Origin of the sequence: uncultured Sphaerotilus sp. (genome assembly GCF_963924895.1) — a bacterium.
Classification (GTDB): Bacteria; Pseudomonadota; Gammaproteobacteria; order Burkholderiales; family Burkholderiaceae_C; genus Sphaerotilus.
Genome location: NZ_CAWURG010000003.1, coordinates 166,814 through 188,360 on the forward strand (window position 1 = coordinate 166,814; position 21,547 = coordinate 188,360).

General features: G+C 69.5%; 19 protein-coding genes. 13 read left to right on the forward strand and 6 right to left on the reverse strand.

The genetic code is table 11. The annotated features are described in order from the left end of the window. The first annotated feature begins 7 nt into the window (after positions 1-7). Genes ybgC through AABN02_RS01555 form a run of 6 tightly spaced genes read left to right on the forward strand, consistent with a single transcriptional unit; the run spans position 8 to position 3,613 of the window. Positions 8-421 (forward strand): tol-pal system-associated acyl-CoA thioesterase, encoded by a 414-nt coding sequence (gene ybgC / locus AABN02_RS01530; RefSeq protein ID WP_338413217.1) that lies wholly within the window; start codon positions 8-10, stop codon positions 419-421. Then, on the forward strand, positions 418-1,143 hold the full coding sequence (gene tolQ, locus AABN02_RS01535) for a protein TolQ (RefSeq protein WP_338413157.1): 726 nt from the start codon (positions 418-420) through the stop codon (positions 1,141-1,143). Before ybgC ends, tolQ begins: the two co-directional genes overlap by 4 nt. A gap of 1 nt (position 1,144) precedes the next feature. Continuing rightward, positions 1,145-1,606: an ExbD/TolR family protein gene (locus AABN02_RS01540; protein WP_338413158.1), complete on the forward strand. Its 462-nt coding sequence runs from the start codon at positions 1,145-1,147 to the stop codon at positions 1,604-1,606. Between the two features lie 18 nt (positions 1,607-1,624). Next, positions 1,625-2,731: a cell envelope integrity protein TolA gene (gene tolA, locus AABN02_RS01545; RefSeq protein ID WP_338413159.1), complete on the forward strand. Its 1,107-nt coding sequence runs from the start codon at positions 1,625-1,627 to the stop codon at positions 2,729-2,731. A 4-nt stretch (positions 2,732-2,735) separates the two neighbouring features. After that, positions 2,736-3,020: a GNAT family N-acetyltransferase gene (locus tag AABN02_RS01550; protein WP_338413160.1), complete on the forward strand. Its 285-nt coding sequence runs from the start codon at positions 2,736-2,738 to the stop codon at positions 3,018-3,020. 26 nt (positions 3,021-3,046) lie between these two features. After that, on the forward strand, positions 3,047-3,613 hold the full coding sequence (locus tag AABN02_RS01555) for a GNAT family N-acetyltransferase (protein WP_338413161.1): 567 nt from the start codon (positions 3,047-3,049) through the stop codon (positions 3,611-3,613). Here AABN02_RS01555 and AABN02_RS01560 read toward each other — a convergent pair whose 3' ends face one another. Next, positions 3,614-4,744: a trypsin-like peptidase domain-containing protein gene (locus tag AABN02_RS01560; RefSeq protein ID WP_338413162.1), complete on the reverse strand. Its 1,131-nt coding sequence runs from the start codon at positions 4,742-4,744 to the stop codon at positions 3,614-3,616. A gap of 137 nt (positions 4,745-4,881) precedes the next feature. Here AABN02_RS01560 and rarD point away from each other — a divergent pair, with 137 nt between their 5' ends. Genes rarD through AABN02_RS01575 form a run of 3 tightly spaced genes read left to right on the forward strand, consistent with a single transcriptional unit; the run spans position 4,882 to position 9,003 of the window. After that, positions 4,882-5,760 carry an EamA family transporter RarD gene (gene rarD, locus AABN02_RS01565; protein ID WP_338413163.1) on the forward strand — a complete coding sequence of 293 codons (879 nt, stop codon included), beginning with the start codon at positions 4,882-4,884 and terminating at the stop codon, positions 5,758-5,760. A gap of 4 nt (positions 5,761-5,764) precedes the next feature. Continuing rightward, positions 5,765-7,165 carry a TAXI family TRAP transporter solute-binding subunit gene (locus AABN02_RS01570; protein WP_338413164.1) on the forward strand — a complete coding sequence of 467 codons (1,401 nt, stop codon included), beginning with the start codon at positions 5,765-5,767 and terminating at the stop codon, positions 7,163-7,165. A gap of 14 nt (positions 7,166-7,179) precedes the next feature. After that, a complete protein-coding gene (locus AABN02_RS01575) occupies positions 7,180-9,003 on the forward strand; it encodes an aminopeptidase P family protein (protein ID WP_338413165.1) in 1,824 nt (607 codons plus the stop codon). A 31-nt stretch (positions 9,004-9,034) separates the two neighbouring features. Here the strand turns inward: AABN02_RS01575 and AABN02_RS01580 are convergent, their stop codons facing one another. The 3 genes from AABN02_RS01580 to AABN02_RS01590 all read right to left on the reverse strand — a co-directional run bounded on the left by AABN02_RS01580 (position 9,035) and on the right by AABN02_RS01590 (position 15,611). After that, positions 9,035-10,396 (reverse strand): methyl-accepting chemotaxis protein, encoded by a 1,362-nt coding sequence (locus AABN02_RS01580; RefSeq protein WP_338413166.1) that lies wholly within the window; start codon positions 10,394-10,396, stop codon positions 9,035-9,037. 264 nt (positions 10,397-10,660) lie between these two features. Next, positions 10,661-13,468, reverse strand: coding sequence for a zinc-dependent metalloprotease (locus AABN02_RS01585; protein ID WP_338413167.1), 2,808 nt, complete (start codon positions 13,466-13,468; stop codon positions 10,661-10,663). Positions 13,469-13,556: 88 nt separating this feature from the next. Then, entirely contained in the window at positions 13,557-15,611 is a 2,055-nt protein-coding gene (locus AABN02_RS01590) for an NAD(+) synthase (RefSeq protein WP_338413168.1), read from the reverse strand. A 79-nt stretch (positions 15,612-15,690) separates the two neighbouring features. On the opposite strand from AABN02_RS01590, the gene AABN02_RS01595 reads away from it, so the two are divergent. Genes AABN02_RS01595 through AABN02_RS01610 form a run of 4 tightly spaced genes read left to right on the forward strand, consistent with a single transcriptional unit; the run spans position 15,691 to position 18,903 of the window. Beyond that, entirely contained in the window at positions 15,691-16,845 is a 1,155-nt protein-coding gene (locus tag AABN02_RS01595; protein WP_338413169.1) for a GNAT family N-acetyltransferase, read from the forward strand. Between the two features lie 39 nt (positions 16,846-16,884). Further along, positions 16,885-17,139 (forward strand): hypothetical protein, encoded by a 255-nt coding sequence (locus AABN02_RS01600; protein WP_338413170.1) that lies wholly within the window; start codon positions 16,885-16,887, stop codon positions 17,137-17,139. Further along, positions 17,139-17,519, forward strand: coding sequence for a type II toxin-antitoxin system VapC family toxin (locus AABN02_RS01605; RefSeq protein ID WP_338413171.1), 381 nt, complete (start codon positions 17,139-17,141; stop codon positions 17,517-17,519). The genes AABN02_RS01600 and AABN02_RS01605 overlap by 1 nt, the downstream gene beginning before the upstream one ends. A 37-nt stretch (positions 17,520-17,556) precedes the next feature. Further along, on the forward strand, positions 17,557-18,903 hold the full coding sequence (locus tag AABN02_RS01610; protein ID WP_338413172.1) for a DUF1615 domain-containing protein: 1,347 nt from the start codon (positions 17,557-17,559) through the stop codon (positions 18,901-18,903). A 15-nt stretch (positions 18,904-18,918) separates the two neighbouring features. Here the strand turns inward: AABN02_RS01610 and AABN02_RS01615 are convergent, their stop codons facing one another. Then, the gene (locus AABN02_RS01615; protein ID WP_338413173.1) at positions 18,919-20,700 is read right to left on the reverse strand and encodes an ABC transporter ATP-binding protein/permease; all 1,782 of its coding nucleotides are present in this window, start codon (positions 20,698-20,700) and stop codon (positions 18,919-18,921) included. A gap of 64 nt (positions 20,701-20,764) precedes the next feature. Beyond that, positions 20,765-21,304, reverse strand: coding sequence for an inorganic diphosphatase (gene ppa / locus AABN02_RS01620; RefSeq protein WP_338413174.1), 540 nt, complete (start codon positions 21,302-21,304; stop codon positions 20,765-20,767). Positions 21,305-21,547: the final 243 nt, after the last annotated feature.

Sequence of the window (21,547 nt, forward strand, 5' to 3'; positions counted from 1 at the left end):
GACCGACATGGCCGACGCGCCCCCGAGCTTCCACTGGCCCCTGCGCATCTACTGGGAAGACACCGACGCCGGCGGGGTGGTTTTTTACGCCAACTACCTGAAGTTCTTCGAGCGCGGCCGCACCGAGTGGCTCCGCAGTCTGGGTGTCTCGCAGGAAGTCCTGCGGCGCGACGAAGGCCTGCAGTTCGTCGTCAGCGAAACGGCGGTGCGCTATCTGCGCCCGGCGCGCCTGGACGACGAGGTCGTCGTCACCGTGCGGCTGGCCGAGTCGGGCAAGGCCAGTCTGACGCTCGACCAGCAGGCGCTGCGCGGCGGCGAGGTGCTGGCCGAGGGCCGCATCCGCATCGGCTGCGTGGACGCCCAGACGCTGCGGCCGCGCCGCATTCCCTCCAACCTCCTCGCCTCCATCGGAACCGCATGAACCAGGACCTGAATATCCTGCAACTGATCCTCCACGCCAGCGTGGTGGTGCAACTCGTGATGGCCATTCTGCTGACCGTTTCGCTGGCCAGCTGGGCGGTGATCTTCGGCAAGATCGTCGGGCTGAAGAAGGTCCGCCAGGGCAACGACCAGTTCGAGCGCGACTTCTGGTCCGGCCGCCACGTCAACGACCTCTACCAGCAGAGCGAGCGCAACGCCCAGCACGCCGCGCCGATGGAGCGCATCTTCACCGCCGGGATGCGCGAGTTCCTGAAACTGCGCGAGCGCAAGGTCAGCGACGGCGGCGCGCTGCTCGACGGTGCGCGCCGTGCCATGCGCGCCAGCTGCCAGCGCGAGCTGGACGTCGTCGAGTCGCACCTGTCGTTCCTCGCCACCGTCGGCTCGGTATCGCCCTACGTTGGCCTGTTCGGCACGGTCTGGGGGATCATGCATGCCTTCACGGGACTAGCGAACCTGCAGCAGGTCTCGCTGTCCACCGTGGCCCCCGGCATCGCCGAGGCGCTGGTGGCCACCGCGATCGGCCTGTTCGCCGCCATCCCGGCCGTGATCGCCTACAACCGCTTCGCGCGCGACATCGACCGCATCGCGATGCAGCAGGACAACTTCATGGAAGAGTTCTCCAACATCCTGGCCCGCAACGCCAACCAGTCGGTCGGCGCCGCCGCTGCCGCTGCCCCGGTCTCCGCACCGGGCCGCCTCTGACATGCCGGCCGTGAGCAGCCGCGGCTCGGGCCGCCGCCGCACCATCAACGAGATCAACATGGTCCCGTTCATCGACGTGATGCTGGTGCTGCTGATCATCTTCATGGTGAGCGCGCCGCTGATGACACCGGGCGTGATCGACCTGCCCACCGTCGGCAAGGCCCAGCGCCAGCCGGACCGCATCGTCGAGGTGCAGCTCGATGCGGGCGAGCTGCTGCGCATCAAGGTCGATGGCAAGGCCGACGCTGGCAACCCGGACGCCGAGGGCGAGCGCATCGCGCTGCCGCAGCTGGCCAAGCGCATCAAGGCGCTGCAGGGCGATGGGGCCAACGCCGCGCAGACGCCGGTCATCATCTCCGCCGACAAGGGTGTGAAGTATGAAGCCGTCGTCAAGGTGATGGACACGCTGCAGAAGGCCGGCATCGCCCGCGTGGGACTGGCTGTGCGCACCACCGGAGCCTGAGCGACGATGGCCCGGCCGATGTCACCTCCACCGCCACCGCCGGACCACCTGCGCGACCCGATCCGCCACCCGCCCTCGGCGGACAGCCTGCGCATCGGCACCACGGTGGCGCTGCTGGCGCACGCCGGGCTGATCGCCGCGCTGGCCTTCGGCGTGGCGTGGAAGCGCGAGGAGATCGCCACGGTCAGCGCCGAGCTGTGGTCGGCCGTGCCGCAGCAGGCGGCCCCCGCGGCGCCGCCGCCCGCGCCTGCCCCGCGGGTCAAGGCAGAGCCCGTCCCTCCGCCACCGGCGCCCGAGCCACCGGCACCGGTCGTCAAACCGCCACCGCCGCCCCCACCGCCAGCCCCTGCGCCGAAAGCGGCCGAACCTCCCCCGCCGCCCGCCCCGCGCGAGGCCGACATCGCCCGCGAGAAGGCCGACAAGCGCCGCCGCGAAGCCGAAGAGGCCGAGAAGCTGGCGAAGCTCGAACAGGCCAGACAGGACAAGGCGGAGAAAGCCGAAAAAGCGGCCAAAGCCGACAAGGCGGCCAAGGACAAGCTGAAGGAAAAAGAGAAAGAAAAGGAACGCGAGCGGGAGAAGGCCGAGCAGAAGGAAGCCGACCGCAAGGCGGCAGAGAAAGCTGCAGAGAAAGCCGCTGAAAAGGCCGCCGCCAAGGAAGCCGACAAGGCCGCAGCCGCCGAAAAAGCCAAAGCCGCCGCGCAGCAGGAGAAGACCGCCAAGGCCCGCGAGGACAACCTCAAGCGCCTGCAGAAACAGCTCGGCGAAGGCAGCGATGACGCCGCGCCGCCGACCTCGTCCCGCGCCACGCCGGGCACCGGCAGCGGTGGGGGCAACGCCGCGCAGTCCTCCGGCCCGTCCGCGGGCTATGCCGGCCGCCTGCGCGCCTACTTCAAGCCCAAGCTGGTCTACACCGGCCGCAACATTGGCTCGATCCCGGCGGTAGTGCGCCTGCGCGTGGCGCCGGACGGCACCATCCTGTCGCGCGAGCTGATCAAGTCCAGCGGCCAGGCCGACTGGGACCAGGCCGTGCTGGACGCGATCGACCGCGCGGGCGTCGTGCCGCGCGACACCGACAGCCGGGTTCCTCCGGTGATCGACATTCCCTGGACCGCTTCAGAGCGCTGACTACATGACCGCAGCCACCTTCCCCGTCACCCACAACGAAGCGGCCTCGCGCTTCGAGGCCACCGTGGACGGCCAGCTCTGCGTCGCCAGCTACCGACGCAGCCCCGGCGTGGTGGACCTCAACCACACCGGCGTCCCACGGGCGCTCGAAGGCCGGGGCATCGCCGCGGCGCTGGTGGCCGAGGCGCTGGCGTGGGCTGCGGCGGAAGGGCTGAAGGTCCGGCCCAGCTGCTCGTATGTGCGGGTGTACATGCAGCGGCATCCGGAGACACTGCGACTGATGAATTGATACCAATTCGTTCCAATGAGGTCAACATGTCGATCCGCCCATGCCGCCTCCAGGACTTCCGCGCGGTGCACCAGCTGGTGTCCGACAATTTCAGGCACCTGATCTCGGAGTCTTCGCTGCGGTACTGGCTGTGCTATGAACGACCGGGGTTCTACGTGGCGAGGCGCCAGGGCCGCATCGCGGCGTTCATCCACGTGCAGCCGCGCCCCGCGGAGGGCGCGCTCTGGCTGAACATGATCGCCGTGGACTCGGAGCTTCGCGGCCAGGGCATTGCCGGCGAGATGCTGGGGTTCTGCGAACAACTGGCCACCGAGATCGGCTTCCGCAAAGTCGCACTGCAGTGCCTCACCGACAACACGCCGGCCCTCGCGTTCTACGAACAGGCGGCCTACCGGCGTGTCGGTGCCTCGTCTTACAAGTCCATGGGGCTGTCGTTTTTCATGTACGAAAAACCGGTGCCGGAACGGCCCGTGACCACCCGGACGACCCAGGGCATGCGGAAGGACCCCATGCTGCTGTGCAAGGCGCACCGGCTGTTCTATTTGGCCTGGATTTCCTGGCGGTCGGGGCTGGTCGAGCTGAACAAGTCCTGATCAGGCCCGCAGGTCGATCACCTTGACCCGCACCTTGCGTTCCTTCTCGCTGCGCCGCACGGTCAGCTCCACCGTGGAGTCGATCCCCGCCCGCTCCAGCTCGCCGACGAAGGTCGACAGCGTCTCCACCGGCTTGCCATTGACCCCGACGATGACGTCGCCGAGATCGCCCGTCTGCGGGTTGTAGGGCACCAGACCGGCCGACGCGGCGGGCGTGCCGCGTCCGACTGCCGCGAGCACCACCCCCGTGATCCCCGCCCGCGCCACCTGGTCCGGCGAGATCGGCGTCACCCCGATGCCCGGCAAGGGCGCGTGGCCGCGGTTGATCAGCGAGGGCACCACCCGGTTCACCAGATCGACCGGAATCGCGAAGCCGATGCCCGACGACGAGCCACTGGTCGAGCGGATCGCCGAATTCACGCCGATCAGCCTGCCTGCGCTGTCCAGCAGCGGGCCGCCCGAGTTGCCGGGGTTGATCGCCGCGTCGGTCTGGATCACGCCCGCGACTTCGCGGAAATTCGCCGTCGGCAGTTCCCGGTCCAGCGCGCTGACCAGGCCCTTGGTCAGCGTGCGCTGCAGCCCGAAGGGATTGCCGATGGCGTAGACCGTCTGGCCGATGCGCAGGTCGCGCGAGCTGCCCACCGGCACCGGGCGCAGGTTTTTCGGCACCGTCTTCAGCCGCAGCACCACCAGGTCGTATTCGGGCGCACCGCCGACCGGCTCGGCCTCGATCGGCTTGCCGGCGTCCAGCCGGACGAAGACCTTGCGCGCGTCCTTGACCACGTGGAAGTTGGTCACGACATGCCCGACGCTGTCCCAGACGAAGCCCGAGCCCGCGCCCTGACTGACCTCCGCGCCGCCGAAGGTGCCGCGCTGCACGGTTTCCGTCGTGATGTAGGCCACCGAGGGCGCCGACTGCTCGAACAGCGTCACCACGGCCTGTTCATCCGGCAGCAGCGTGCCCCGGGCGGCGACGGGCCGCGGAACGGCCGACTCCTCGCGTCCGCAGGCCGTCAACGGACAGGCCAGCGCCAGCAACAGACAGCCAGCCAGCCGCCGCCGGTGCCCCCGCTCGCCGTTCCTCGCCTTGTCGCCGTTGTTCCCGCTCTTCATCATGGTGCGTCCCGTCACTGGCCGTTTCCTTGCATTTTGTCACCGCTGGACGGTGTCCGCCGGTGACGGGCCGGCATGCAGCGCGCAGGTATCCTTGCACCCATGCCCTCTGTCCAATCGTTTCCTGTCCGCTGGCGGACGCCCGGTCCCATCTGATGCGCCATGGCATCCTGCAGGCCGCGCTGGCCTATGTGATCTGGGGGCTGTTTCCGCTGTATTTCCGGCTCCTGCATGGTGTGGCCGCACTCGAAGTGCTGGCGCACCGCGTGGTCTGGTCCCTGCTGTTCCTGCTCGGCGTGCTCACCGCGCGGCGGCACTGGGGCTGGCTCGGCCCGGCGCTGCGCAACCCCCGCGTGGTCGGGCTGTTCCTCGCCTCGTCCGCGCTGATCGGCACCAACTGGTACGTCTACATCTGGGCCGTCAGCCACGACCGGGTGGTGGACGCCAGCCTGGGGTACTTCATCACCCCGCTGGTCAATGTGCTGACCGGCTGGCTGGTGCTGAAGGAGCGGCTGCGCCCGGCGCAGTGGGGCGCGGTGGCCACGGCGGCGGCCGGCGTCGCCTGGCTCACCTGGGCACAGGGCACGCCGCCGTGGATCGCGCTCATCCTGGCCGCCAGCTTCTCGTCCTACGGCCTGCTGCGCAAGACCGCCACGCTCGGCGCGCTCGAAGGGCTGACGCTGGAGACCCTGCTGCTCGGCCCGCTGGCGCTGGCCGGCCTCGGCTGGGCGGTGGCCAATGGCCAATCGGTCTTTCCGGGTGCCCCCTTCGACCTGCAATGGCTGCTGATGGCCGCCGGGCCGCTCACCGCCGTGCCGCTGCTGCTGTTCGCTGGCGGCGCGCGGCGCATTCCGCTGAGCCTGCTGGGCATGCTGCAGTACATCGGGCCGACCATCCAGCTCGCGCTCGGTGTCTGGCTGTTCCACGAGCCCTTTGCCGGCGCACGGGCGCAAGGGTTTGTCATCATCTGGGCGGCCTGCGCGCTGTTCAGCGCCGAACTCTGGTGGCGCAGCCGCCAATCCGCGACGATGTGACCCCATGAGCACCCTCACCCGCCCCCTGATGCGCCACACCGGCACCGCACTGCTGCGCGTGCGCTCCGCCCTCATCTCGCTGAAGGAAATGCTGATCACCGGCGGGCCGGTGCTGTTGCTGGCGGTCGGGCTGGTGTGGGTGGCCTACGTCATGCTCAACCCGAACCCGCCACGCCGCATGGTGCTGGCCACGGGCACCGCGCAAGGCGCCTACGCCGAGTTCGGCGCGCGCTACCAGCAGGCCCTGGGCAAGTACGGCATCGAGGTCGTTCTCAAGCCGACGCAGGGCTCGCTGGAAAACCTGCAGCTGCTGAAAAGCGGCGACGTGGACGCCGCCTTCGTGCAGGGCGGCTCCGACGAGGTCCGGCTCGGCGACGAGGCCCCGGACGACCCGTTGCTGAGCCTGGGCAGCCTGTTCCGCGAGCCGGTCTGGGTGTTCTACCGCGAGGACTTCTCCAAGGCCAAGCTCGGCCGCGAAACGCTCGACAGCCTGTCGCAGATGGCCGGCTGGCGCCTGAACGTCGGGCAGGACGGCAGCGGCGTGACCAACCTGATGCGCCGCCTGCTGGACGCGAACGGGCTGGACACCGCCTCCATGCCGCTGACCCGGCTGGCAACCACACCGGCGGTCGTCGCGCTGCTGGCCGGCGAGATCGACGCGATGGCGATGGTCTCGGCGCCCGAATCGCCGATCGTGCGGATGCTGCTGATCACGCCCGGCATCCGGCTGCTCGACTTCGCGCAGGCCGAGGCCTATGCGCGGCGCGTGCCGCAGGTGTCGCCGGTCGGGCTGCCGCGCGGGGTGGTCGATCTGGCCAAGGACCTGCCGGCGCAGGACGTGCGGCTGGTCGCGGCCACCGCGATGCTGGTGGTGCGCAACGACACCCATCCGGCCTTGCAGCAATTGCTGGTGCAGGCCGCGCGCAAGATCCACGGCGAGCCTAACTGGTTCCAGTCCAAGGGCGAGTTCCCCAAGGGCGTGGGCGGCGACTACCCGCTGGCACCCGAGGCCCAGCGCTTCTACGCCACCGGCGAGCCGGTGCTGCAGCGCCATGTCAGCTTCTGGATGGCCAATCTGGTGGACCGGATGTGGGTGGTGCTGGTGTCGATCATCGCGGTGCTGATTCCGCTCTCCAGGGTGGTGCCGCCGCTTTACAACTTCCGCATCCGCTCGCGCATCTTCCGCTGGTACGGCAGCCTGCGCGAGATCGAGCAGCACATCACCGATGGCACGCGCAGCGCCACCCTGCTCCGCCAGGATCTGGACGGGATCGAGGAACATGTCGAGCGCCTGCCGGTGCCGCTGTCCTATGCGGACGAGCTGTACTCGCTGCGCAGCCACATCACGCTGGTGCGCCAGCGGCTCGACGGAACACCCGATGTGCCCGTGACTTCTCCGACCTGACCCCCAACACCGCCATGACGCACGCCAACACCTCCCCCGTTCCCGAACGACTGGCGCTGCTGCGCACCCGCCTGCAGCACCACGGACTGGCCTCCGTGCTGGTGCCGTCCGCCGATCCGCACCTCTCGGAATACCTGCCCGAGCGCTGGCAGGGCCGCGTGCGCTTCTCGGGCTTCACCGGCTCGATGGGCACGCTGGTGGTGACACCGACCCGCGCCGCCGTCTTCGCCGACAGCCGCTACTGGACGCAGGCCGAGGCGGAGCTGGCCGGCACCACGGTCGAGCTGGTGAAGATCCCGACCGGCGCCGCGACCCACCACCTCGACTGGATCGCGCAGACGCTGGCCCAGGGTGATGTGCTGGCGGTGGACGCCGCCGTGCTGGGGCTGGCAGCGGCCAAGCAACTCGGCGATGCACTGAGCGTCCGTGGCATCGTGCTGCGCACCGAGCTGGATGTGCTGGACGAGGCCTGGCCGGGCCGTCCGGGCCTGCCCGCCGCGCCGGTCTTTGAACACCGCGTGCCCCACGCCGCCGTGTCACGCGCCGAGAAGCTCGCCGCCGTGCGCGCCGGCATGGCGCGGGCGGGGGCCGGCCACCACCTCGTCTCCACCGTGGACGACATCGCCTGGATCACCAACCTGCGCGGCGCCGACGTGGACTACAACCCCGTCTTCCTCGCCCACCTGCTGATCGACGCCCAGGCCGCGACGCTCTTTGTCGGCGCCGGCAAGATCGATGCGGACCTGCAGGCGCGGCTGGCCGCGGACGGCGTGGTGCTGGCCGACTACGCGGACGCCCGCGCGGCGCTGGCGCGGCTGCCGGACGGCGCCACGCTGCTGGTCGATCCCAAGCGCATCACGCTGGGGCTGCGGCAGGCGGTGCCGGCGAGGGTGCGCGTCGTCGAGTCCATCAACCCGAGCACGCTCGCCAAGAGCCGCAAGACCGCCGCCGAGGCCGCTTTCGTGCGCGAGGCGATGGAGGTGGACGGCGCGGCGATGTGCGCGTTCTACGCGTGGTTCGAAGCCGCCCTCGGCCACGAGGCGATCAGCGAGCTGACCATCGACGAGCGCCTGACGGAAGCGCGGACGCGCCAGCCGGGCTTCGTCTCGCTGAGCTTCCCGACCATCGCCGGCTTCAACGCCAATGGCGCGATGCCGCATTACCGCGCGACCCCGGAATCCTTCGCCTGGATCTCGACGCCGGACGGCCTCGTCGCCGAAGGGCTGCTGCTGATCGACTCCGGCGCGCAGTACCTGGGCGGCACCACCGACATCACCCGCGTCTGGCCGATCGGCACGCCGAGCGCAGCGCAGCGGGCCGACTACACCCGCGTGCTCAAGGGCACGATCAACCTCTCGCGCGCCCGCTTCCCCGCTGGCACGCTGTCACCGCACCTCGACACGCTGGCCCGCGCGCCGCTGTGGGAGGCTGGGCTGGATTTCGGCCACGGCACGGGGCACGGCGTGGGCTACTTCCTGAACGTGCATGAAGGGCCGCAGAGCATCTCGCGTGCGGTGCCAGACGCCTCGATGGCGATGTGGCCGGGCATGATCACCTCGATCGAGCCGGGGCTGTACCGCGATGGCCGCTGGGGCATCCGCATCGAGAACCTGGGGTTGAATGTCTCGGTCGGCGAACCCGACGAGTTTGGCGAGTACCTGGCGTTCGAGACGCTGACGCTGTGTCCGATCGACACCCGCTGCCTCGACCACGGCCTGCTGCGCGACGACGAGCGCCAGTGGCTGAACGGCTACCACGCCGAGGTGCGCCGCCGCTTGGCCCCACGGCTGTCGGGTGCCGCGCTGGACTGGCTGGTGGCGCGGACCGAGCCGGTCTGAGCGCCACCGGGTTCGGCGGCCGGGTTCCGGTTCAGTAGGTCGTCGAGTCGCCACCGCTGCCATTGCCGTCACCACCGTCGTCCGTGCGGCGGCGCAGGCGGGCAGCGGCCTGGCGGTTCTCGTCGAGCGTGCCCCAGTCGGACGACGGGAACGGCGGCATCGGCGTGACCTGCTGGCCCTTGGCCCGCTGGCGGGCGCTGGCGATGGCGTGGTGGGCGTTCCAGGCGGCTTCCTGGGTCTGCTGCAGCATCTGGAAGGCGCTGACCACCTTCTGCAGCCGCTCGGCCTGCAGGCGCAGGGCCTCGGCGGTGGACGCGCTCTCGGCGACCATCGTGGCGTTGCTGGCGTTGAGGCGGTCCAGCAGCAGCACGTCCTGTTCCGGCTGCGCGGCGATCGGGCCGCCGAGCTGCGGATGCTGGCGGCGCTGCTCGACCAGGTCGGTCATGCGCTGCACCGAGACAACGATGGCGTCCATCGTCAGGTCGGCGTCGCGCGCCAGCTGGCCGCCGAACTCGACCTTCTCCGCCGAGGCATGCACCAGCGTCTTGATCTCCTTGGCCGCGTTGGCCGCCCGCACCGCCAGCGCACGCACCTCGCCCGCCACCTGGGCGAATCCCTTGCCCTTCTCGCCCGCCTGGGCCGCTTCCACCGCCGCGTGCAGCGCCAGCAGATTGGTCTGGAAGGCGATGTTGTCGATCTTGCCGATGATCTCGAAGATCTCGCGGCTGGCCGCACGGATGTCGTCCATGTTGGCCACGACCTGCGAGACGACCTCGCCGCCCCGCTGCGCCGCGGTCACCGCGACACTGAGCATTTCCTGCGCCGTGCGCACCGACACCTGCAGCGGCTGATCGACGTCGGACAGTGCGGCGGTCGTGGCCACGACCAGCCCGCCCTCGTCCACTGCAGCGACCGCCTGGGCCGGCACCGCCTGGGCGGTGACCTGCGCGGCTTCCTGCGTCGCGGCATGCAGCCGGCGGCGGATGTCCGTCATCGCGCGCAGCAGGTGGCCGAACTCGTCCTGCTGGTGCGCGTCGGCCGGGTGGTGGTCCTCGCCGTCGGCCAGGCGCTCGGCCATGTCCACGGCGCGGTCCAGCGGCCACTTCACGCTGTCGACCAGCGTCCAGGCAATCAGCGAGCCGCCCAGCAGCGCCAGCGCACCGAGCGAGCCGAGCAGCACGATCCACTCCTGCTGCTGCGCCTGGAGCTGGGCGATCTGCGCGGCGGACACGGTGCCGAGCTGCGCGACGTGCACGGTGTTGTCCTGCAGTGCATAGACGCCAAACAGCGTCAGCACCAGCATCAGGGCGATCAGGGCGCCAAAGCCCATGCCCAGTCGGGTGCCAACAGTCAGATCGGCAAGCAGGCGACGGGTGTGGTGGAGAGAAAACATCGGGGACGGGCTCCGGTCTGGTCGATGCCCCGATTCTGTTCAAGGTCTACGTTTTGCGAAATACATCACGTCTCGTCACACAGACGTCGAAATGCAAGAGCCTGCATGACGTGCCTGCGAGCAGGGGAGCCGGATCCCGCAATCCGGCCCTGAACGTGCGCCTGGGCGCCGAATGTTGCAAAAACGGACCTTCATTCGAAGGTTCCGGGGGCCCGCGATTCAAGGTTGGCCGTGCCACCGGCCACCCCTCGAACGACACGTCCTTCACACATTCGGTCGTACCACCCTGGCCTGCAGTGCCTCGCGCAGCATGTCGATGCTGTCCTGCAGGTGCGCGGCAGTCTCTGCAGACCAGTCGGAACGATAACGTACCGAACGTAACCTTGCGAGCAGATCCTCTACACGGCGCCGCAGGAGCGTGCGCAATTCCACGCGACCGACCTGTGCGGGCTGCATCAGCAGGCCGATCAGGCGGGTCGTGTGCTCGCGCTGGAGCGCCCGGCGCATCGCCGGAATGTCGCCGTGACCCGGCGCCAGATCGGCCCAGACCTCGGCGTCGAGGCGCCGGTTCAGCTCGGCCAGCGTCAGGCTCTGGGCCGGATCGCTCGCCTTGGCGGCGCTGTCGAGCAGGCGCACGGCCACGCCCTCGCTCATCAGCTGCGCCAGCACCCCGCGCTGCAGGTCCGACAGCTGGGTCTGCGGCGTGAAGTCGGTCGCCACGGTGCTGCTGCCACTGAACAGCGCATCCGCGCGCTCCAGGTAGTCCGGCGCCAGCCGGCGCTGCAGGCTCGGCGAGACCGTCAGGCTGTCCGGCGACAGCACCTCGGCCACCAGGGTGTCGAACGCCTCGCGCTGCTGCGCCGCCGGCACGGGGGTCAGCGGATCGCGGCCGGTGCCCGGCGCGTCGCGCAGCGTGCGCAGGCCGCCGATCTGGCGCAGCAGGGTGCCGCTGACCCGCGCCACGTCGCGCACGGCGTAGGACACGCCACGGCGCAGCGTGGCGAAGTCGGCCTCGGCCACCGGCCGGGCCTCCAGCCGGCGCAGCAGATCGCGCGCGATGCCGATGCGCTTGCGCGCAAAGGCCACCGGATTGCTGCCCAGGTCCCCCTGCAGCGACTCGGGGTCGATGCCGAACAGGTTGTCCTCGTCGCTGCCGTAGGCCAGTTCCGGCTCGCCGCTGCGGCCGGCGATGCGGCCGAGTTCAGCGGTTTCCTGACCGGCCGGCAAGGTCCGGTAGGCGTATTCGATGGCCCAGTCGTCGTACGGCCCGATCGTCGTCAGGAAGGGCGCGACCGCCGGCTGGCCGCGCCCCGGCAGATTGACCGCCGAGTAGTCCATCACCGAGCCGGACAGGGCGTGGGTGCGCGTGAACTCGGGATCGGACAGCTGCGCCTCGCTGTAGACGTGCGACGCCCGGAAATTGTGGCGCAGGCCCAGCGTGTGGCCGACCTCGTGCATCGTGACGTCCTTGAGGTAGGCCTCGACGAAGGCCCGCGCTTCGGGGCCGGCCGGGTCCGCGCCATCGCGCAGCGCCAGCACGTCCAGCGCGTAGCTCAGCTGTTCGCCCGCCGCGTCGGCGTGCTGGCACAGGTCGCCAAGGTTGTTCAGTACGAAGGGCCGGGCGAAGGCTGCGGCGGTCGCTGGGCGCTCGCGCTGCGCGTCGCGGGCCTGCATCAGCGCCAGCCAGTCGTCCACGCCGGGATGCGCCAGCACCTGCGACTGCAGCGTGCGGATGGCGCGCGAACTCAGGCTCTCGATGGCGATGTCCGCATCGAGGATCTCGCCGCTGCGCGGGTCCACGTGCACTGGGCCGACCGCGCCGAACATCGCACTGGCATTGGTCATCCAGCGGATCGAGGCGATGCCGGTGTCCAGGGTGTCGAACGTGGCGTCGTCCGGCTGGACCTGGACCACGATGGCGTCCTTGAAGCCAATCTTCTCGAAGGCCTTGTTCCACTCCAGGATGCCGGCGGTGATCGGCGCCCGGTAGCGCTCGGGCACGCTGCGGTCGATCCAGTAGGTGATCGGCTTGACCGGCGACGACAGCGCGGCGGCCGGGTCCTGCTTCTCCAGGCGCCAGCGGTGGATGTGGCGCAGGCGCGGGGTGCGGGCGGTGTCGTCGCTGTAGTCGTCGACGGTGGAGAGGAAATGGCCGATGCGGGCGTCGGCGGCGCGTGGCGCCATCGGCTTCTCGGGGAGGCGCGACAGCGAGTAGTGCAGCTGCACGAACAGGCTGCGCGCATCTGGCAGCGTCTTCGGAACGGTCGGGCTGATGGCTGCGCCGGGCTGGCCTTCGCTCAGCGCGGCGGTGGCGAAATGGCTCTGCACCTGCACGACCAGCAGATCGGGCTGGGCACGCACGGCCGTGATCGCCGAGTTGCGCTGGTCAATGCTGTAGCCCTGGCGGAAGCTGCGCTGCAACTGGGCGCCGATGCCGAGCATGTCCCCCATGAACAGCGCGCTGGCGTCGACCAGCACGGTCTTGCGGTCCGGGTGCGGCTGGCTGGCGACCACCGTGCTGCCCAGCAGGCTGGGCGAGAAGGCAGCCGCCACGGCGCGGGCCTCGGGCGTGCCGGCCTTGGCGACGTACTGCGCGTTGCGCGCGATGAGCTGCACCTGGTTGTGGACCCGGCGGAACTCGACCCACTGCGCCCGCCCTGCCCCCGTGCGTCCGCCCATCAGGCCGCCGAGCACGCCACCCTCACCGATGCCGCTGGCGATCTTGGGCGACAGGAAAAAGGGCACGTTGAAATCGTGCTCCGACAGTTCCAGCCAGACCTTCTCGTCCTTCTGCCACGCGGTGATCATGCCGCCGAAGCGACGTGCGTCGCGGGTCACCAGCGCGAACGGCGGCAGCGGATTGGGGGCGACGGGCGTGGCCGCGGCGGCCGGCGCACCGGCTGCGGGTGCGACACCCGCCGGGGCGCTGGCAGCACTGGCTGGACTGCTGGCAGCGGCCACTGGAGCAGACGCGGAGGCTGCAGCGACCGGAGCCGTCGCGGTCGGCCCGTGGGCGCAGCCGGTCAAGGCCACCAGGGCGGCAGCAAGGGAGGTCAGGGAGCGCGGCGACATGCGGATCCAGTGCAACGAAGAATGCAGGCCCGCTGCAAGGCGGGCCAGGGACGGAATGGAACCGCGCATTGTGGCCGCGGGCACCGGCTCAGTCGGGCACGTGGTCCAGATCGCCCAACCAGACCGTGGCTTCTGCATCGCTTGGCGCGCGCCAGTCACCGCGCGGCGAGAGCGAGCCGCCCGAGCCGACCTTCGGCGCATTCGGCACGCAGCTGCGCTTGAACTGGCTGGTCTTGAAGAAGCGCCACAGGAAGGTGCGCAGGTGGCGCTTGATCTCCGGCAGCGGGTAGGCGTTGTGCGCGCCGATGCCCTCGGGCCAGCGGCCGGCCTGCGCGTCGCCCCAGGTGTGCAGCGCGAGGAAGGCCACCTTGGACGGCGCGAAGCCGAAACGCAGTGTGTAGTAGAGGTGGAAGTCCTGCAGCTCGTAGGGGCCGACGCTCGACTCGCTCGACTGCTGCGGCTGTCCGTCCGCGCTGCCGGGCACGAGTTCCGGGCTGATCTCGGTCTCGACCACGTCGATCAGCGTCTGGCTGCAGTCCGGCCCGAACTCGCCCTTGCCCGCCACCCAGCGCACGAGGTGCTTGATGAGCGTCTTGGGCACGCTGGCGTTGACGTTGTAGTGCGACATGTGGTCGCCCACGCCGTAGGTGCACCAGCCCAGCGCCATCTCGCTCAGGTCGCCGGTGCCAACCACCATCGCGCTGTGGTGGTTGGCCAGGCGGAACAGGTGGCTGGTGCGCTCGCCGGCCTGCACGTTCTCGAAGGTGATGTCGTACTGCGGCTCGCCATCGGCGAAGGGGTGGTCGATGTCGTCGAGCATCTGCTGGCAGCTCGGGCGGATATCGATGGTCTGCGCCGCACAGCCGAGCGACTCCATCAGCCGCAGCGCCTGGTCGAGCGTGCGCCCGCTGGTGGCGTAACCGGGCATGGTGTAGGCGCGGATGTTGGTGCGCGGCAGGCCGAGCCGGTCCATGGTCTTGGCGCAGACCAGCAGCGCGTGCGTCGAGTCCAGCCCGCCCGAGACGCCGATCACCAGCTGCTTCACGCCCGAGGACTGCAGCCGCTTGGCCAGCGCCTGCACCTGGATGTTGTAGACCTCCTCGCAGCGCGCGTCGAGGCTGCGCGGGTCGGAGGGCACGTAAGGAAATCGGTCGACCCAGCGCCGCAGCGGCAGCTCGGCGTCGTCCGGCCGCTTCAGAGGGACAGGCACGGTGCGGAACGCGGCGACCTCGCTGCGGTGACGCGCAGCGGAGGCGGCGTAGCTGGTCTGGCGCATCCGCTCGCGCGAGAGGCGCTCCAGATCGACGTCGGCGGTGAGCAGCTGGGCGTCCATGCGGAAGCGCTCGGACTCGGCCAGCATGGTGCCGTTCTCGCAGATCAGCGCGTGGCCGTCCCAGGCGAGGTCGGTGGTCGACTCGCCGTAGCCGGCCGAGCTGTAGAGGTAGGCCGCGACACAGCGCGCCGACTGCTGCGCCACCAGCGCCTGGCGGTAGTCGGCCTTGCCGATGGTGACGTTCGAGGCCGAAAGGTTCACCAGCACCGTCGCCCCGGCGAGCGCGGCAAACGACGAGGGCGGGATCGGCACCCACACGTCCTCGCAGATCTCGATGTGGAACTTCAGCCCCGGCACACCGGCGCCCGCGTCGAACAGCATCTGGGCGCCGAAGGGCACCGTCTGGCCGCAGAGCGTCACCTCGGTGGAGATTGCCTGCGTGGCCGGCGCGAACTGGCGCGCCTCGTAGAACTCGCCGTAGTTCGGCAGGAAGGTCTTGGGCACGACGCCGAGCAGGCGGCCGTTGAGCACCACGGCCGCGACGTTGAACAGCGCATGGTCGACCCGCAGCGGCAGGCCCACCACGGCGACCGCGTGGACGCCGATCGAGGCCGCGATCACCGCCGCGAGGGCCCGCTCGCAGCCGTCGAGCAGCGCGCGCTGGTGGAACAGGTCGTCGCAGGAATAGGCGGACAGGCCCAGCTCCGGGAACGCGACCAGCACGGCGCCCTGGGCAGCGGCCTGGTGGTGCAGCGCGATGGTCTGCTGTGCGTTGAACGCCGGATCGGCCACACGGCAGACGGGCACCGCCACGGCGACACGGGCAAAGCCGTGGGTGTACAGATTGAAGAACGGTTCCGTGGAAGCCAAGGCGATATCTCCAGAACGGTCGAAGGGGGTCGGGAACTGAGGCGAACTGTAGCCGCCCGGCATGCGAACATCCGCGGCCATGACCTTGACCCTCCGCCTGCATGAAGACCCGGCCGCGCTCGACGCCGACGCGTGGAACGCCCTGCTCGCCGACTGTCCCGCGCCGACACCCTTCCTGCGCCACGAATTCCTCGCCGCGCTGCACCGCAGCGGCAGTGCCGTCACCGCCACTGGCTGGCAGCCCGTCTTCATGACGCTGGCCGACGCGGACGGCACGCTGCAGGCCGCCGCGGCGCTCTACCTGAAGCGCCATTCCTATGGCGAATACGTCTTCGACTGGGCCTGGGCAGACGCCTGGCAGCGCGCCGGCCAGCGCTACTACCCGAAGCTGCTCGGCGCGGTGCCCTTCACGCCGGTCCCCGGTAGCCGGCTGCTGGCGCGCTCGGACGCGGCGCGGGCGACGCTGCTGCAGGGCATCGAGACCTTCGCCCGTGACCAGGGCCTGTCGTCGGCGCACCTGCTCTTCCTGGATGACGCCGACCGCGCCGCCGCGCAGGCCCAGGGCTGGCTGCTGCGCGAAGGCGTGCAGTTCCACTGGTCGAACCGAGCGCCAACGCCCTACGCCGACTTCGCCGATTTCCTCGCCAGCCTGACCCGCGACAAACGCAAGAAGATCCAGCAGGAGCGGCGCTATGTGCGCGAGGCGGGCGTCACCTTCGAGGCGCTGCGCGGCGCGGAGATCACCGAGGCCGACTGGGACTACTTCTACCAGTGCTACGACAACACCTACCGCGAACACCGCTCGACGCCCTACCTGACGCGGGCGTTCTGGACCGAAGTGGCGTGCACGATGCCGGAACACTGGCTGCTGTTCGTCGCGCGGCGTGGCGGAGAGCGGGTCGCGGCCTCGCTGGTGGCGCTCGACCCGGCGCAGCGCGTGGCCTACGGGCGCTACTGGGGCTGCACCGAGCCGATCGCGCACCTGCACTTCGCCGCCTGTTACCACGAGCCGCTTGACTGGTGCGTGCGCGAACAGTTCGTGCGATTCGAAGGTGGGGCGCAGGGCGAGCACAAGATGGCGCGCGGGCTGCTGCCGGTGAAGACCTCGTCGGCGCACTGGCTACGGCATCCCGGCTTCGCGGACGCGGTGGCGCGCTTTCTGGACGAGGAAACGGCGGGGATCGAGGCGTATGTGGGCGAGTTGCGGGAGCGTAATCCGTTCAAGGCAGAATGACCTTTCCTCCATGGACCTGTGGCACGAAAGGAACGCACCATGAACGCCATCGTGATCGAGCATGTACCGATTGCGGAATTGCCCGTGGCCTGGCGAGATCGACTGACGTCGGCCTCGGACGCGTGGGTCACCGTGCGGATCGAAACAGAAACACCGACCGACGCGGCTGAGCCGACGACCGACCCGGCATTTGGCCTCTGGCGTGACCGGGACGACATCGCGGACGTGGAAGCCCATGTCCGTGGACTGCGGGCGTCCCGCTTCAACCTCGATGGCTCTCGCCGCCAGCCCTGATGTTGATCGATACCGATGTGCTGATCTGGCACTTGCGCGGAAACCCGTCCGCGCTCCGCACGCTGGACGCGCTGACCGATCCACCCAAGATCTCGGCGGTCACATATCTGGAGCTGCTGCAGGGCTTGCGCAACAAGGCCGAGATGGCGGCGGTCAAGAAAATGCTGCAGCAGCGCCGGATGTCCATACTGCCCATCACGGAAGCGATCACCGACCGGGCGATCGAACTGGTCGAAACGCTGGTGCTCAGCCACAGTCTTCAGATGGGCGACGGGTTGATCGCCGCCACCGCGCTGATCCACCAGATGCCAGTGCTCACCGCCAACGTCAAACACTTCTCAGCGGTACCCGGTCTGCAGATCGTGCGGTTCGTGGTCTGACCCTCGGCACCGCCCTTCACGCTGACATCGTCCCCGAATGAACACTGCCCTGCGCCTCGCCGCTCTCGCCCCCGTGATGGCCGGACTGGCCGCCTGCGGCACGCTGCCCAGCGACCGTCTGCCGCCCGCTCCTGCGCCAGCGCCCGTGATCACGCTGCCACCGACGACGACGGTACCGTCCCCGGTCCCACGCCCCCTGCCGGCACCGACGCCCGTGCCGACTCCGGTTCCCGTGCCGGCGCCGCCACCACCGCCAGCCCTCCCGCCCCTCCCGCCCCTGCCGCCCGCCCCGCCGCCGCCGCCCGCGCCCCCGCCGGTCAGCGCCAGCGAGGTGCGCGCCGTCGCACTGCGCGTGCTGCCGCCGAACATCAGCGAGCGCAGCGCCTGGGCCGACGACATCGCCACCGCCTTCGCCGCGCTGTCGATCCCCGCGCAGGCCCACAAGGTCTGCGCGCTGGCCGCCGTGATCGAGCAGGAATCGACCTGGCAGGCCGACCCGCCGGTGACCAACCTGTCGAAGATCGCCAAGGCCGAACTCGACAAGAAACGCGAGCGCTTCGGCATCCCGCAGGCGGTGATGGACCTCGCGCTGTCGAAAACCTCGCCGGACGGCCGCACCTACCAGCAGCGCCTGGACCGGCTGCGTACCGAGCGCGAGCTGTCCATGCTCTACGAGGACATGATCCGCGAGATCCCGCTGGGCGCGCAGCTCGCCGGCGGCCAGAACCCGGTGCGCACGGGCGGCTCCACGCAGGTCAGCGTCGCCTTCGCCAGCGAGCAGATGCGCGACAAGCCCTATCCGTGGCGGCCGGCCGGCACACCGCGCGAGGAGGTGTTCAAGCGCCGCGGTGGCCTCTACTTCGGCGCGGCGATGCTGCTGGACTACCCGGTCTCGTACAACCGCATGCTCTACCGTTTCGCCGACTACAACGCCGGCCGCTACAGCAGCCGCAACGCCGCGGTGCAGTCGCTGCTGTCCCAGTTGACCGGCCAGAAGATCGACCCGGACGGCGACCTGCTGCGCTACAAGGCGGGCGAGCCGGTGTCACCGCGCACCGAGCCGAGCCAGGCATGGCGCGCACTGCTGGCGCTGCAGGCCGCGCTGGGCGTGAACGCGGCGCAGATCGAGCGCGACCTGAAGCTGGAGAAGCGCTTCGAGTTCGAGACCTCGCCGACCTACCGGCGCCTCTACCAGCTCGCTGACAAGCGCGGCCTGAAACTCGCCCGCGAGCAGTTGCCCGACATCGACCTGAACAGCCCGAAGATCACGCGCAAGCTGACCACGGCGTGGTTCGCCGAGCGCTGCGAGATGCGCTACCGGGTCTGCATGGCGCGGGACACGGTGGCGCCGCCGGTGCCAGCCGCCAGCGATCCGCGGCCCTGACCCCGCACCCGCCGTTCACACCGACTCGAGCTTCCAGGCCCCACCACGGCCGAGCGTGAGCGCCTGGTCGTGGAAGGCGGCCAGCGTCTCGCGGTGGCCGACGCTGACGAGCATCGCCTTCGGCAGTTGCTCGCGCAGCAGCGCATAGAGGCTGTGCTCCAGGCCACTGTCGGTCGCCGAGGTCGCCTCGTCGAGGAAGACGATCGACGGCCGGTTGGCCAGCACGCGGCCGAAGGCCAGGCGCTGCTGCTCGCCGGGCGAGAGCACCTGCGACCAGTCCTGCACCACGTCGAGCTGGTCGGCGAGGTGGCCCAGCTGCACCTGGGCGAGGATCGGGCGCGCTGCGTCGTCGCTGATCTGGTCGCCCGGATAGGCCAGCGCGCCGCGCAGGCTGCCCATCGGCAGATACGGCCGCTGCGACAGGAACAGGCAGGCGTTGCCGCCCGGACGTTCGGCCTGTCCGGTCGAGAACGGCCACAGGCCTGCCAGCGTGCGCAGCAGCGTCGTCTTGCCGGAGCCGGACGGGCCACGGATCAGCAGCGCCTGACCGGCGGACAGCGTGAGGTGGAGGTCGCGGGTCAGCGGCTGGCCGTCGGGCCGCATCACGCTCAGGCCACGCAGCACCAGCGCGTCGGGGTTGTCCTTCAGTTGCGGCAGCGCCAGCGCCGACGACGCCTTCACGTTGGCCTCGAAGCCGCTCAGCCGGTCCAGCACCGCGCGGTAGCCGGCAAAGCCGTCGTAGGAGCTGCGGAAGAAGGACAGCGCGCCCTCGACCTGCCCGAAGGCCTGGCTGGTCTGCATCACGTCGCCGAGCTTGATGGTGCCAGCGAACAGGCGCGGCGCCTGGATGATGAACGGGAAGATCACCGCCACCTGGCTCACGCTGAGGTTGTAGCCATCGAACTTCAGGCCCCGCCAGAGCATGGCCCAGGCGTTGGCGATCACCGCGGAGAAGCTCGACAGCAAGCCGCGCTTCTCGACCGGCTCGCCCCGGTAGAGCGCCACGCTCTCGCCGTATTCGCGCAGCCGGACCAGCATGTAGCGGTAGTTGGCGGTGAGTTTCTCGTTCAGGAAATTCAGCTCGATCAGCGGGCGGCCGATCCAGATCGCGAAGGTCGTCGCCACCAGCACATAGAGGTAGACCAGATACACCATGGCCCGCGGCACCTCGGTGCCGAACACCGTCATCGAGGCCGACAGGTCCCACAGGATGCCGGTGAACTCGTACATCGACACCACGGAGCTGACCAGCCCCAGCGCGAGCGAGAGCGTCGTCGACACCAGATTGGTCACGTCCTGCTGGATGCGCTGGTCCGGGTTGTCCACCCCCGGCTGGGCGAAGCGGCCGAGGTAGTAGGCCTGGTGGTCCATCCACTCGGTGACCGTGCGGTCGTTGAGCCACTGGCGCCAGTGGATGGTGAACGAGCCGTTGATGTACGCATTGAGCAGCGCCCGCACGACGTGGATCGCGGCCAGCACGCCGAACAGGTTGAGGCTGAACCAGAACTTGGGCTGGTCGAGCGCCTGCAGCGCGCTGTAGAAATCGTTGTACCAGAACGAGAACAGCACGTTCATGCGCACCGATAACAGCGTGAACAGCAGCAGCAGCGCCACCCCGAGCAGCGGCCGCCAGCTGCGCTTCGGCGAGAAGTAGCCGCCGCTGAGCGACCAGAACTGCCGCCCCCACACCGTCGTGCGCGCCAGCACGGCCATCACGAGCACGAAGACCACCAGCGTGATGGCAAAGGTCTTGCCGAGCCAGACGGCGCTGTTGAGAAGTTCCTGGTTCCAGTTCATGCCCGTAGTCTACGGGCGAAAAAAAGGGAGCCTCTGCGGCTCCCTTATTGCCGTGCGACCCGGATCAGGCCGCGTTGGCCTTGTCGTACGCGGCCATGCCGTTGACGATCTCGGCCTTGGCGGCTTCCGGGCCTTCCCAGCCCTTGACCTTGACCCACTTGTTCGGCTCCAGGTCCTTGTAGTGCTCGAAGAAGTGCTGGATGGCCTTCAGGCGCATCGGGTTGATGTCGTCCGGCTTCTGCCAGTGGGTGTAGATCGGCAGGACCTTGTCGATTGGCACGGCCAGCAGCTTGGCGTCGCCGCCGGCTTCGTCGTCCATCTGCAGCACGCCAATGGCGCGGCAGGTCACGACCACGCCCGGGGTCAGCGCGAACGGGGTGATCACCAGCACGTCGACCGGGTCTCCATCGTCCGCCAGGGTGCGCGGGATGTAGCCGTAGTTGCACGGGTAGTGCATCGCGGTCGTCATGAAACGGTCCACGAACAGCGCGCCGCTTTCCTTGTCCACTTCGTACTTGATCGGATCGGCGTTCATCGGGATCTCGATGACCACGTTGAATTGCTCGGGGGCTTTCGCGCCGGGGGTGACGTTGTGCAGGCTCATGTGGGAGTTTTTCCGAGTGGGGACGAACAATTTTCGGGATTCTACGGGGTGCGCTTGCACTGACCTTGCATGGCCAGTCCCGCTTCCGGGCAAGGTCCCCATCCGATGCACCGGAAATGTGCTTCCACTGCTGGAAAACACCATGCTGGCGTGATTGTTTTAACGCTTCGCTTCTCCTAGGATGGCCCTCAACCAGAGCGGCGGACACCCCAGCGACGCCCGACATCATTGCCCGAGTTCGAC

What these genes read in the sequence shown, in the direction of transcription:
- ybgC (WP_338413217.1), top strand. Translation starts at nt 8, where the DNA reads ATGGCCGACGCGCCCCCGAGCTTCCACTGGCCCCTGCGCATCTACTGG.
- tolQ (WP_338413157.1), top strand. Translation starts at nt 418, where the DNA reads ATGAACCAGGACCTGAATATCCTGCAACTGATCCTCCACGCCAGCGTG.
- AABN02_RS01540 (WP_338413158.1), top strand. Translation starts at nt 1,145, where the DNA reads ATGCCGGCCGTGAGCAGCCGCGGCTCGGGCCGCCGCCGCACCATCAAC.
- tolA (WP_338413159.1), top strand. Translation starts at nt 1,625, where the DNA reads ATGTCACCTCCACCGCCACCGCCGGACCACCTGCGCGACCCGATCCGC.
- AABN02_RS01550 (WP_338413160.1), top strand. Translation starts at nt 2,736, where the DNA reads ATGACCGCAGCCACCTTCCCCGTCACCCACAACGAAGCGGCCTCGCGC.
- AABN02_RS01555 (WP_338413161.1), top strand. Translation starts at nt 3,047, where the DNA reads ATGTCGATCCGCCCATGCCGCCTCCAGGACTTCCGCGCGGTGCACCAG.
- rarD (WP_338413163.1), top strand. Translation starts at nt 4,882, where the DNA reads ATGCGCCATGGCATCCTGCAGGCCGCGCTGGCCTATGTGATCTGGGGG.
- AABN02_RS01570 (WP_338413164.1), top strand. Translation starts at nt 5,765, where the DNA reads ATGAGCACCCTCACCCGCCCCCTGATGCGCCACACCGGCACCGCACTG.
- AABN02_RS01575 (WP_338413165.1), top strand. Translation starts at nt 7,180, where the DNA reads ATGACGCACGCCAACACCTCCCCCGTTCCCGAACGACTGGCGCTGCTG.
- AABN02_RS01580 (WP_338413166.1), bottom strand. Translation starts at nt 10,396, where the DNA reads ATGTTTTCTCTCCACCACACCCGTCGCCTGCTTGCCGATCTGACTGTT.
- AABN02_RS01585 (WP_338413167.1), bottom strand. Translation starts at nt 13,468, where the DNA reads ATGTCGCCGCGCTCCCTGACCTCCCTTGCTGCCGCCCTGGTGGCCTTG.
- AABN02_RS01595 (WP_338413169.1), top strand. Translation starts at nt 15,691, where the DNA reads ATGACCTTGACCCTCCGCCTGCATGAAGACCCGGCCGCGCTCGACGCC.
- AABN02_RS01600 (WP_338413170.1), top strand. Translation starts at nt 16,885, where the DNA reads ATGAACGCCATCGTGATCGAGCATGTACCGATTGCGGAATTGCCCGTG.
- AABN02_RS01605 (WP_338413171.1), top strand. Translation starts at nt 17,139, where the DNA reads ATGTTGATCGATACCGATGTGCTGATCTGGCACTTGCGCGGAAACCCG.
- AABN02_RS01610 (WP_338413172.1), top strand. Translation starts at nt 17,557, where the DNA reads ATGAACACTGCCCTGCGCCTCGCCGCTCTCGCCCCCGTGATGGCCGGA.
- AABN02_RS01615 (WP_338413173.1), bottom strand. Translation starts at nt 20,700, where the DNA reads ATGAACTGGAACCAGGAACTTCTCAACAGCGCCGTCTGGCTCGGCAAG.
- ppa (WP_338413174.1), bottom strand. Translation starts at nt 21,304, where the DNA reads ATGAGCCTGCACAACGTCACCCCCGGCGCGAAAGCCCCCGAGCAATTC.